At 40.4% G+C, this 11,894-nt stretch carries 10 protein-coding genes; 8 read left to right on the top strand and 2 right to left on the bottom strand.

Translation table 11 applies throughout. From position 1 onward, the window contains the following. Positions 1–267: 267 nt before the first annotated feature. Positions 268–477 carry an alpha/beta-type small acid-soluble spore protein gene (locus QFZ80_RS00675; protein ID WP_307544255.1) on the bottom strand — a complete coding sequence of 70 codons (210 nt, stop codon included), beginning with the start codon at positions 475–477 and terminating at the stop codon, positions 268–270. A gap of 53 nt (positions 478–530) precedes the next feature. Next, a complete protein-coding gene (locus QFZ80_RS00670; protein ID WP_307544258.1) occupies positions 531–1,070 on the bottom strand; it encodes a hypothetical protein in 540 nt (179 codons plus the stop codon). A 321-nt stretch (positions 1,071–1,391) separates the two neighbouring features. Between QFZ80_RS00670 and QFZ80_RS00665 the strand changes: the two genes are divergently transcribed. The 8 genes from QFZ80_RS00665 to QFZ80_RS00630 all read left to right on the top strand — a co-directional run bounded on the left by QFZ80_RS00665 (position 1,392) and on the right by QFZ80_RS00630 (position 11,779). Beyond that, positions 1,392–1,850: an AbrB/MazE/SpoVT family DNA-binding domain-containing protein gene (locus QFZ80_RS00665; protein WP_307544260.1), complete on the top strand. Its 459-nt coding sequence runs from the start codon at positions 1,392–1,394 to the stop codon at positions 1,848–1,850. Further along, entirely contained in the window at positions 1,843–2,421 is a 579-nt protein-coding gene (locus QFZ80_RS00660; protein ID WP_307544262.1) for a hypothetical protein, read from the top strand. Before QFZ80_RS00665 ends, QFZ80_RS00660 begins: the two co-directional genes overlap by 8 nt. Before the next feature lie 466 nt (positions 2,422–2,887). Then, positions 2,888–3,781, top strand: a complete 894-nt coding sequence (locus QFZ80_RS00655) for an HNH endonuclease (RefSeq protein WP_307544264.1) — start codon at positions 2,888–2,890, stop codon at positions 3,779–3,781. Between the two features lie 216 nt (positions 3,782–3,997). Beyond that, positions 3,998–5,050 carry a Wadjet anti-phage system protein JetD domain-containing protein gene (locus QFZ80_RS00650; protein ID WP_307544266.1) on the top strand — a complete coding sequence of 351 codons (1,053 nt, stop codon included), beginning with the start codon at positions 3,998–4,000 and terminating at the stop codon, positions 5,048–5,050. Next, positions 5,037–6,185: a hypothetical protein gene (locus QFZ80_RS00645; RefSeq protein ID WP_307556819.1), complete on the top strand. Its 1,149-nt coding sequence runs from the start codon at positions 5,037–5,039 to the stop codon at positions 6,183–6,185. Before QFZ80_RS00650 ends, QFZ80_RS00645 begins: the two co-directional genes overlap by 14 nt. Next, positions 6,175–6,537 carry a hypothetical protein gene (locus QFZ80_RS00640; RefSeq protein WP_307556817.1) on the top strand — a complete coding sequence of 121 codons (363 nt, stop codon included), beginning with the start codon at positions 6,175–6,177 and terminating at the stop codon, positions 6,535–6,537. The genes QFZ80_RS00645 and QFZ80_RS00640 overlap by 11 nt, the downstream gene beginning before the upstream one ends. A gap of 14 nt (positions 6,538–6,551) precedes the next feature. Further along, positions 6,552–7,301, top strand: a complete 750-nt coding sequence (locus QFZ80_RS00635; protein ID WP_307544270.1) for a DUF6063 family protein — start codon at positions 6,552–6,554, stop codon at positions 7,299–7,301. Beyond that, the gene (locus QFZ80_RS00630) at positions 7,301–11,779 is read left to right on the top strand and encodes a coiled-coil domain-containing protein (RefSeq protein ID WP_307544273.1); all 4,479 of its coding nucleotides are present in this window, start codon (positions 7,301–7,303) and stop codon (positions 11,777–11,779) included. The genes QFZ80_RS00635 and QFZ80_RS00630 overlap by 1 nt, the downstream gene beginning before the upstream one ends. The last annotated feature ends 115 nt before the right edge of the window (positions 11,780–11,894 follow it).

The raw sequence follows: 11,894 nt of genomic DNA, 5'->3' as shown, positions 1-11,894 counted from the left end.
TAAAATTAACTTGCTGATCCTACATAGAAACGAGAGACGTCAAAAATGGTACTGAAACATTTGATAGTTGCCGCCTTGAACACTAAATATTTAATTGAGAGACAGCTATGATGCAAACTCTGTGGCATCGATTTTAGAAAAACAGGCAAAAGTGATAGGATTAAAGATATAATAAATATATATTACATCACAACAAAAAGAGATTACAATTCCCTGAGGAGAAAAAGGTATTGTAATCTTTTTTGTGCTTGCTCCTACATCAAAGTATTAGCGTTGGAAGCTGGATAGTTGTTGCTCAGCTATTTGCACTAATCTCTTTGTAATATTGCCACCTATGGCACCTGCATCACGTGTGGCAATGTTTCCGTTGTATGCGTTTGGTTGGAATGGAATTCCAAGTTCTTGAGCTATTTCAATCTTCAACTGATTTAAGGCAGCCTTTGCTTGGGGAACTACTAAAGTGTTGTTATTAGCCATTTATGCAACTCCTTCTCTAGGTGTAATATTATGATGTGGAGTGTAAGGAATTCTTATACATTTAAATTTACTGATGTCAAGTTTCTAGCTCTGTTCATGATATTGAGAAAGGTTTGAATATCATCTACTCCAAATTGATCATTAGTTTTTGCTATATCAGAATTTTTCTTTATAGATTTCAGTTCAAGTATTTGATCCTTAAGTTTTTTATTCTCTTGCAATAATTGTTCAAATATATGTGCTTGATCTTGAGCTATCTTTATAATTTGGCCGAATGGATTATCATCATATTGCTGAGATGGATTATCCGATATAGCTGTATTTGATACAGTAACAAATAGTTCTCTTTTCTGTGCTTTTTGTTTATGTTTACTTCTATAAGCTTTTGCTTCTAAAATTTTGTTCTCATACTTTTTTCTTAATTCTTTATTCCAACGAAAACCACAAGCTGCCGCGGTACGATTTATTTTTTCTCCAGTTTCTTCAAAAGCTAGTAACTGAGTACTTCCAGTTTTAATATGGTTTATCACTATCTCAGCTAGAATTGCATCATGGTTATCATTCCAAGCATCTTCGCGCTTCTTATCTTTCAATTTTACTCCACCTACTTCAATATATTGTTGTTATGCATTCTTGCCTATGATATTAAATTTATTCAAAGTTAATGCATAAAAGACCGTATAGAGTATATGCGAGTAATTAAGGATCCGTATATATAAGTTTAATACAGATATACGCTTTCCGGATTCCGATGATCCTCTTTGGGGTTTGGGGTCGAATAAGGTATGGGCCAACCCCTGAGAAATCATTCGCAAATTTTGTGATCCTATACATCTAGGGTCATTTTTGTTGTTGCTAGTTGCAACAAATCTGGTAAAATATTGCTTGATATACTAGATGTCTGGGAGGAAATTATGTCCAAGAATCAAAGAGTAATGCCGCGGAGTGCTGAAACAGTCAGACAAACTATGATGACTTTCCTCAATGGTTGTATCGATGGAATGGAAACGTTACGTGATAGGGAATGGGTTTCGAAGGAACTAGATAAATTACGGAATCCCGCCAAAGCAGTAGAAGGAAGCACTGCGGCCAGACAGATCAAATCAACCGGTGTAGTACGTGCTGTAGATGAGCTTGGCCGTATTGTAATCCCGATGGAACTGCGCCGAACTATGAATATTGGGCATAAAGAGGAGCTAGATATTTACGTAGAGGGAAGTTGGATCATCATTGAGAAGCTGGACAAAGAGGAGAAATGGTGTCGCTTTTGTAAAAGCGAAAATGACCTAAACGAATTTATGGGTGGATACATATGCGAGCCTTGTGTTGGGAAATTGTTCGATACGGAGGAGGAGGCAGCGACAAATGAGTGATGTGATATCATACGAAGAGTATGAGAAGCTTTCACGCGAAGATAGGATCGACATCATGATGCACATGCGCAAGGAGATTCCCGAGAAGGTGATCCGCGAAACGTGGGGCATGGATTACAAAAAATTTTATATGCACTTATATCATTTAGGACTCAAGGGTAAAAATGAATCAGTGGTCTTCCCGTCTCAGGAAAAGAAGAGGAGAGGTCGGCCATCCTTGACTGAAGAAGAGAAGGCAGCGAAAGCAAAAGCCAAGACGCAGAAGAAACAAGACCAAGTCAATAATGGTCGCAAGATCATCGATGCAGAGTTTTCAGTAGTGTCCATGGATAATGGCCAGAGTAATAACAAGGAGATAACTGAGCAAGAGGTAGCAATGGCACTCGCTCAAACCTGCTCAGCATCCCATGAATCTAACCCTAGACTGTCCATAGAGCAAAGTGAGTCTTACATGCGTCGGGAGTTCAAAGGCAGCCCAGAATCAATCGTGAAACGTCTGGCTGCTATATCTGGAATGCTTGAATTAGAAGATTTCGATATGGTTTTAAAGATAGAGGTATACAAAGCATAAAAAGGAGTCCGGGTTTAATCAGACCTCGGGCTCTTTTTCTTAGTTGGCGATATTGGGGGCAGGTGAAGCTGATACCAACAAAACAACCGGGTGTTACTGAGACAAAAACTCATGAATTTTCCACATCAGAGAAGATACCACAAGCTCCAGTACTATTGAGATCATTAAAGCGCTTATAAAAGCCTATGGGGATATGGTGGCCAGGTTCGAGTGTTAGAAGAAAATAAAGTTTTAGACTGAAAAGTATTACTGAGAAAAAATAGGTTTAGACTGCCGCGCCGGCTCGGCAACGGCGGTCGGCATGCGCGGCTGTTTTTTTGGGGACACCGAGACTTTTTTGTTAAACAAGCAGGAGTTTAGTTGCTTTACAATAATAGTTTAACAGCAGTGACATTATTGATTAGTTCTGATGAGTGGGGAAGGTTAGACCGAGAGCCACGATAATTTATTAAAAGGTGGTCCTTACATGGAATATCATAATCAAGTTGAATTAAGTGTTTTTATTTCTATGGATAGTAAGAATCCAGCCTTTAGAGGGATGAGTATTACACAAGTCCAGCATGAGTTTATTTTAGGCGTACTCCCTATGAGAGGTTACCTGTCAAATTTCGATAGAAGCAATTTAAACCCGTATACCACTCTTGTATTATTTCATTATAAATCCAGTGTTATTGCAAGTGCTATTTTTGTTAGACAAGAAGAGATCATTCATGAAAAATATAGGTTTGCATGTTACTTTGGTACTTCATCAATAACGATTTACCAAGACCCTATCACTATCGAAGATTTACAAAAGGTATCTGCAAGGTTCACGAGATTTCAAAGCTATATGCCGTACATCAACCGTGAAGATGTTCCAGCACTATTAATATTACTTGCAAGGAAAAATCCACATCGAGCAAACGAAATAGATAATGATGCTGCTGATGAATTTGTATTGGTAGTAGAACGAGGTATTCAAGAAATTCCAAAAACGGAGAGGGAACAAATTATTCGTTCGCGAATTGGACAATCGTTATTTAGAGACCGACTGTTAAAACAAAGACAACGTTGTGATTTGTGCCCGGTATCAAACCTTAATGTTCTTACAGCGAGTCATATTAAGGAATGGAGTTGCTGTGAGAGCAACTTTGAACGATTAGATCCTGAGAATGGTCTTTTGCTCTGTCCGAATCATGATCGATTGTTTGATAGAAAATTAATATCTTTTGAGGATGATGGTACTATTATAATCTCTACCAAATTAACTGAAGACGACCAAAAGTTCCTGAATATTGATAGGTATCGAAGAATTGACCTCAGTGGAAGGAAGCGGGTTTATATGGCCTTGCATCGACAAGCACTTGGACAATCAGAATAACATAAATGCGACATTAGCCGTTAGTCACAGTTAATCAAAAGCCCCGCTTCATATATGACCATTGAAGCGGGGCTTTTGGTTTGCGGATAAATTTTCCTGATAATACTTAGGTCACATTTAATATGGAACTTTCAATAATATGGTACAATTCATGAATGGATTAGAATAAGATGTCCAGCTTGTTAATGATGATCGATCGTGGGGGCTGTATTATTAATGCGTGATACAATTACAAATCTATTACTAGAAACTAAAAATAAATTCACCATCCATGAACTTGAAGATAAAGTCATGCGACAGCTTGGCGGCATAGATAAATATGAAAGATCCGGAGGATACCGTGGCTTTTTTCAAGCGATTCAAAGTCTTCAAGATGAAGGTGAGATTACACCTCTTAAGGCAAACGTCGAAAACGGCAAGGTGCCAAGCTTGCCTTTAAAATGGAAAAAACGAATCATCGAGGTCAGTGATACATGGGGTGATTTACAGTTTGTTCGGGCTGAAGCCAGTAACCTGAATGTAGGATTCTACAAACGACATCAAGAGATGCAGACAGAACTGGAATGGGAACACATTGAAGCTGTACTTCAGTTTTTACCAACACGCGAATCAAGGGAATTTGTATCCAAAGAAGAACGTTCCTATGAGTTGTTTGGACAGGAAAAGTGGCTGGATAAAAACGAAGACGGGTATAAGTTTCTAAAGCGGATTGGCATTACACTTGATGACTTGTATGCTAAGTCATACGGAGAGCCATTTGTTTTCTGGCAAAACCCACAATCGGCAGCATATAAACATGCGCTGATCGTTGAAAATTTATCTGCTTTCCATACGATTAAGCGAGCGTTAAATACCTTCACTCACATCTATGATATACAGGTGGATGTCTTAATCTACGGTGAGGGATATCACATTACTCGGAACCTTCCATTTATTGATGAAATCGGGAGTCCGGAGAAGATCTACTATGCCGGAGACCTAGATCCATACGGGCTCTCCATATTCTTAGATTTGTGCAAGAAGTATCCGGAATACCCGATTCTACCAGCTGAAAACCTGTATCGGGCGATGATTCGGAATCACACCAGGACAACTGAGGCCAATGGTGAGTTTATTGATAGTGTACTTGAGGACTTCATTTCGCGTCTGGATACAGATGAGGAAACAAATAGAGCAATTCGATCTTTGTGGGGGAGTAAGAGGCGGATACCGCAAGAGGCAGTAAATTTCGAAAAGATCAGCAAGGAGTACATTCATGGCTATTTATGAGGAAATTTTTGAACGGTACCACGAAAGAAAAATGACATTGAACCCATGTTTTCAATTCGGAACCGGGATTCAGGTGCCTACAGAATTCTCAAAGGTTTATAAAGATATCCTCTTTCTCATGCTCCTTGAAATCTTCTACCGCGAGCTGCGCGATAACCCCGAGCGCACCGATCGTGATTTAAAGGAGATTGCAAAAGAGGTCATGGATAAGATAGGGGTACAGGCAAATGAGGATTTTACCGACCGGTTAGCAGTTGCACTAATATCGAGCGGTACTGGACAAAACCGTGAGCCGTTTCTTTCTTCGTATTACAATGAAACAACATCATCATTTGAGGAAGAGCGCTTCTTGTATCTTACGGAAGACACCGAAGCGATGCTACGCTCAAAGTCAGATGCTCAGATTTGGAAGCTATCTGAATCGGGACAGAAACTGATCTTTTTGAGTCTTGAAATGGCTGATGAGTTTGGCATCGAGATTCAACAGCTCTATACGCTGTCCTTCATACGGAAAGGCAATTTCCAGAAGGCACTCGGTAACCTGGATCACGTGAAAGCAGCGGTCCGGGCTAAAGCCACGCAAGAAAGAGATTATGCCAAACGGATGAGAAGAGACCCACGATCGATATTCTCAAAAGAAAAAGATCAAATGGAACGTCGTAAAAGCCTGCAGGAGCAATTCCAGGAACAGAAAAAACTCTTCTACGATATGGACAACATTTTGCACGAGAAACTAAAAGATACGACAGATCCTAAAATCATCCGGGATATAGAATATCTGAAAGAAAAAGTCGATGAGTGTGTAGGCGAGCATTCGAAGTTAACGGAGCTGGTTGTACAGAACTATTCTCAGGAAATAGCTTTACAACGAGAGATTGAACGACTCCTGAACTATAACCGGTCATTTGTAAAAGATATTTGGGAAAAGCATATATATTCTGAAGGATTTATTTTTGAGGATGGGTTTGAAAGTATCTTGGAACCACTGTTCTCTCCAAAACAGGAATTCATTTATCCGCTTAGCTGGGTGTGGGACGAACATAAAGTTGGCGAGATAGAAAGTGAAGTTGCAGCGGCCGCGGAGGAAATTGAAGAACCCCCTGTAAGAGAAGAGCGCAAAGAGGGTGCCAATTGATTGGGATGCTATAGCAGACTTATGGATGCCGGTATTCAAGGCGGCGCTTGAGAATCCTCAGAAAATCTGTGCTCTTCGTGATTTCCATATAGGGGAGTGGACGATCGACGCGCTTGAGATGTGGATGAAGTTCCGTGACGGCGAATTTGAATTAAAAACATCCCTGTCCCCGGTTCGTAAGTATGAAGACGATCGCGCCGTACTATTGCAACAAATCGTAAAGCGTGATCCCAAAATGATCGAAATAACGAATCAATATAAAATTAGAGTACGGACAGATGGTGGGGAAAGGATTCAAAATGATTTGGTCAGTATCACTCCGTTTACCCTTACGCTGATTCCCAAAGAATAACTTGGAGGCTACGCATGTACGATATTAGTCAGATTCATGAAGCACATAGTATTTTTTTGCATTTACTGCAGCACAAGGTGGCTAAGAAAACTGATACAGCTTTAGAAAAATACTTTCACGATATGAGTATCCAGCAGCTCGTCAAACGGTTCGCCGATACATCGAGCACGCAGGTGCTTGTTGGCAATATGAATGTACACTTAGTGACAAAGCCGAAAGGCTCTATCTTTGCCACCAACTTTACACAGATGAAGGAACAGATGAAAGAACGTAAAAGCGATGGCAGGTTGGAAACAAGGCTTGAGCTCTATGTGATTCATCTGGTCATCATGGTCTATTTAAGTGAAGTGGACGGCGAGAGCGTGAAAGGGTCTCATATCGATTTGTATGGCGGCATTCGATATATTGAATTAACTACTCGGGTTTCAGAAGTGATTGAATATTGGAGCAAGCTTTTAGAGAATGATCCGGAGTTTGGGAAAAGGCAAAAGATTGCGATGCCTCAATTAATTAATCTGTGGGAAACAACCAAACTGCAGCCGGATGAAGATGAGCAACTCCGTGCGAACAACAGGACGAAGTTTGGTATTGTACAAATGGCCATGCGTCTTCTTGAGCAGGAGAAGTTGGTGAAAATTACAGATCAACGTGTTTCAGCACTAGAAGCGTTACATGAAAGAGTGGAGATGCTTTATCATAGTGAGCAGCGTTATCAGGAATGGAAACGATTAATCGATGCTGCAGCAGGACGAGGTGAAAGGTAATGAGTGCAATTCATGCATTTCGAGCAACAAACGTTAAATACAATAAACAGCAATTCATTATGGATAACCTTTATCTAACGTTCGCCAACGATACTGATCTTGTTCATGCACTAGCTACCATGCCCAATGGCTTTGGTAAAGGTGTCATACTCCAGCTGATTTTTCAAATTTTTAAACCAGTCAAGGATTGGCAGAAAGGTAAAGGTCGCGTAACTCAATTTTTTCATTCGACCCATGGCTTTAGCCCTTATACGTTTTATTCAGCACTCGAATGGAAACTTGACGGTGCCGAAGAAAAATATCTAATCACGGGAATTGCCATGACTGCAAAACGCGTGAAAGAAGATGATAGTGGCCCCAAAACAGAAATCAACTATAAGCTTTTCACTATTAAATGTGACGCATCGAGCGAATACCGTCTAGAAAAACTTCCGTATTGGGACGAGGAGACAGGGGAGTCTTGGCCGCTAAGCAGATGGGAAGATCATGCAAAAGAGTCTGAACAGCAGATCCGTCTTTATAATAAAGACGAACTTCGTAAGTTTAGAGCATACTTGCAAGAAAACGGGATATTCGCTGATGAGTGGGATGAAATGTATGAAATGAATCAAAATGAAGCGGGAACCACAATTCATTTTGAGAAATTAGGTGCTGATCATAATGACGGTTTATTCAAGAACGTCATTATTCCATCCATTGAGTCCAATCTTCGCCGTCAAATGAGCAAAGATGGAAGGGATCTCAAAGAGCTGTTTATCGAGGTTGCCAAAATAGCACATAACTTAAATACACTTCTTGCGAGAAAGTCTTCCATGACGGGTCTGCTTGTCATGCTTGAAGAAGTTGATGGTATGTACCAAAAGGTGGAGGAATCGGAGAAGGATCTACACATCCACGCACAACGCGGTAGCTATCTGAAGTCCGGGTTAATTGAACGTATTGAGGAAGCCGATCGTGACCTGGCTACGCTAGGGAAAGAAAGACAAGATGCAGATGATGCTGTGAACGATGCTCAGTTCCGTATAAAGAACCTATCATACATCGAAAAGCAATATCAGATATCAGATCTCAATAAGCAGATTCGTAAGATGAATGAGATTTTCCAAACCGAAAAATCGAACGCGAGTGAAAAGAAACTCCATATGGAGGAAGCAGAGCTCGCAATTATTCGTAAGGAATACGAGGATATATCAAGACAACTTGATACTACAATTTCTCAAATAAATTCCTTGATGATGAGAGATCAGCTCAAAGACGTAAAATCGCAACAGGAGGAATTGAAGAATAACATCTATAAAGAATGGCCCATTCTTCTTCAAAATCTTCGTCAAACGGTTAATGATGCTATAGGGTATCAAAGCGTACTAAAGACGAACATTCAAATGGCTGACAACGAGCTTACAGAAGCTAATGTTGAAAGTCGGAATATAAGTAGAGAAATTGGAATTATTCAAGAAAAGATCAGGTCTTTTCAAAGTAAGTTAAATGAAATGGAAACTAAGTACAATGTGAATCAAACATTTACTTTAACCCAACTCATTCATCTAGCAGCTGAGGACCATCAAAGGTGCATTGAGAGAATTGATCGTGAAAAGGAAGTACAAGGTCAATTAAACCAGCGGTATGTCGAAATTCAACGAGAAACTGCAAAGCTAGAGACGCAAATACAACAGGATGAAGTGGTTATCGAATCGATTAATGATAACTACGCGAAACAGTTGAAGCTTGAAGTCGATGCAGCTGTTAAACTTCAACTCTTCTCGGGATCGGCGTTACCAGCTCATCAGGAAAGATACGCGTACTGGCTAAAGGAACAACTCCCGGAGCTAGTTGCGGAGGCATCCCGAAAAGAACAAGTTTTGAGACGGGAAGAAGAGGAAATACGACGATTAGAAAGTGAACACATGATTACTGAAGGTGGCATTTGGGTGCCAAATCCAACCATCTTACAATTAAGGGACATAATAAAGAGTCACGGCTACACTTGTCTTTTGGGAACAGAGTATATACATGAGAAATCAGAGTCGGAGCGAGATAGATTAAAACAAACTGCGAAGCTCCTACCTTATGGACTGATTATTCTTGAGAAAGAGCGAGAGCATGTACTTCGACTTGCTGCTGCCTTTAAAAATCGTATCCTATTCCAACCTGTTCCATTATTTACTGTCGAGATTATCGACATTATGGATGCACCATCCTTCATTATGTTATCTAATCGTGCCGATGAAATCGGATTTAGTCCTGAAGCTTTAGAGACATTCTTGGTTGAAGCGGAACAAGAACTGGTAAGTCGAAATCAGAAATTAAGGCATGCAATAGCTGAAATGGATACATTTAAAGGCGCACTTAAGCTTGCAGAAAAAGCGCTTGATGCTGAGAAATGCGCTGAACAATTAGGGGAAGAATGCCAAGTCCTTGAAGATGCCTGTGAGCTCAAGAAAAAACAGTTGAAGAATTATACTTACGAAGACGATACTCTACAGAGCAAGTTATCCGAAGTGCGCACTAACCTGCAGAAGCTACAAGGAGAATTAAACGGTTTTGAAAATAAAAAGCTCGCACTTGAAGAGTTGTATCAATCTTGGAATGAACATAAATCTAATGAAAACAAATTAATTGAATTAAAAGCATTCGAAGACTTAATCAACGACAAAATTAAAAAGATCTCGGATAACAAGCGGGATGCAGAGAATGAGTTGGACGAGCAGAGGAGAGCATATTCCGATTGGAAAAATAGCACTCAACGGGAGCTTGATCGCTATCGGGAGTCAATCCCATCGTTACCGGCATTTGACTTCCAGTCACAAGTTCCTAGTATATTCCCACCTGCAACGTGGCCAAGCATTCCGAAGAGTTTAGAAACACACTTCATCAACTGGGAAATTTGCCAAAAGACACTTGAGCAGGCTAATGCTCAGTTAGCGAAACTCGAAGCGGAGAAAGGAATCTACGCCAAGCTGCAAGAGGACAAAAGGCGTGAACTTTTTGCACTAAATGAAGAATGGGCTCAAAAGGTCGCTCCAACGGAATCTCTCGACGTATTGAAACAAAGGCGAATACAGATATCTGAGGAGTATGAGACTGCTGACCAGAAAAGGCAGCAGTTGGAAGTTGAAATATCGAACTTAGATGGCTCGGTACGAACGATGATTACTAGCACAGAAAATTTAAAAATTGAGATTGAGAATGTATTCAAACCACGGGAAGTCGACTTTAAAAGTGGTATTGATGTGGAATACGAGCGAAAGGAGTTCAACTTTAAGCTATCTCAAGCAAGTGAAAAATTACAAAGCACTAAAAGCTTGATTAGTGAAACTTTAAATAATAAATCGATATGGGAACGATCTAGCGAAGCGCTGCAGCACCTTAAAGAAAGTAACCATCGCGTACCGCGGGATGTATATTTAGAAGTCGGCAGTAACGCGAGGAATGTTGTCAGGGATTGGGTAATGAAAGCGGCTGACTTAGACAAGGCACTTGCTGGAGTACAAAATGTATGTTTTCAAGCGGTTAAGGGTGTTCAGAAGAAGATTAAGGATGCCAAATGGGATAATGAGATGAAACAGCACGGGGATGACTTTTTTGATAGTCTTCTTGTAATGGATCAGGCCATTCATGTACGGCAAAAAATCTCTGAGGCCAAAATGATCTATGAAGGCATTCTAGAACGTGAGGAAGCAAATCTTAATCAAGCACAAGAAGCTGAACTCAGATGGGTACAAACTGCAACAGAACATAGCCGGCAAATCATCAGTCACATTAGTGAGATGGTAAAAGGCATGTCGATCCGCAATAACTATGGCATTTCTTTTCCACTAATGAAGCTCAAAGATGATAGCATGCCGCGGATTGAAGATATTGAAGCAAGTATGAAAGAGCTATTTCGGCAGACTCTTCGATTTATTGAAGATAAGAAGGTTGAGTTTAGCAGGCTCCAAAAAAATGAATTAGGTAATCGGTTAGACCCGGGCGAAATTGTGTATGCAGCTTATAACTATGCATTTCCAACGATGCAAGTTTATAACATGAACGTTGAAAACTCGTTCTGGGTAGACAAGCCTTATGAAAAGTATTTCAAGGATTGGGAAGTATTCTTGCAAGGATCGGATGAGGAAGCGACAGGCAGTGGAGGACAACGACTTGCAGCCTTTACGCTCTTATCGATCATGATTACGACTCAGAAAAGGCGACGTGATAAGCATGCGAAGCGCTCTGTGCTTATTAACGACAACCCATTTGCCAATGCTGTATCTGAGCACGTACTTGACCCAATCTTCCGTGTTGCAGATGCTCTCGGTATTCAATGGATTGTTGTTGCGCCTCCGGAATTGGTTAATAAAATGGAAGTCAGCGAAAGGTTCCCTTCTTATTATGGTTTGGATCTCGAATCAGATGGTACTGGAAAGCGAAGAGTAGTTGTTTCTAGCAGGCACATCCGAAACAGAGTGGAGTTTCAACAATTGGAATTTACTACTTAAAAGTAGGTAAAATAATAGGGATATAGTATTTTATTTATATGGACGCAGCCTACGCGAAGCCGTGAGTTTGCGTCCTATTTTTACTTAAAGAGTATTTTGTCTAATGAGCGAAGTG

This window comes from Paenibacillus sp. V4I7 (genome assembly GCF_030817275.1).
Lineage (GTDB): Bacteria > Bacillota > Bacilli > Paenibacillales > NBRC-103111 > Paenibacillus_E.
This window is presented reverse-complemented; position numbering and strand designations above follow the sequence as displayed.

Coding starts and splice junctions, on each gene's coding strand:
- QFZ80_RS00655 (WP_307544264.1), top strand. CDS start 2,888: ATGGAATATCATAATCAAGTTGAATTAAGTGTTTTTATTTCTATGGAT.
- QFZ80_RS00630 (WP_307544273.1), top strand. CDS start 7,301: ATGAGTGCAATTCATGCATTTCGAGCAACAAACGTTAAATACAATAAA.
- QFZ80_RS00665 (WP_307544260.1), top strand. CDS start 1,392: ATGTCCAAGAATCAAAGAGTAATGCCGCGGAGTGCTGAAACAGTCAGA.
- QFZ80_RS00645 (WP_307556819.1), top strand. CDS start 5,037: ATGGCTATTTATGAGGAAATTTTTGAACGGTACCACGAAAGAAAAATG.
- QFZ80_RS00635 (WP_307544270.1), top strand. CDS start 6,552: ATGTACGATATTAGTCAGATTCATGAAGCACATAGTATTTTTTTGCAT.
- QFZ80_RS00660 (WP_307544262.1), top strand. CDS start 1,843: ATGAGTGATGTGATATCATACGAAGAGTATGAGAAGCTTTCACGCGAA.
- QFZ80_RS00675 (WP_307544255.1), bottom strand. CDS start 477: ATGGCTAATAACAACACTTTAGTAGTTCCCCAAGCAAAGGCTGCCTTA.
- QFZ80_RS00650 (WP_307544266.1), top strand. CDS start 3,998: ATGCGTGATACAATTACAAATCTATTACTAGAAACTAAAAATAAATTC.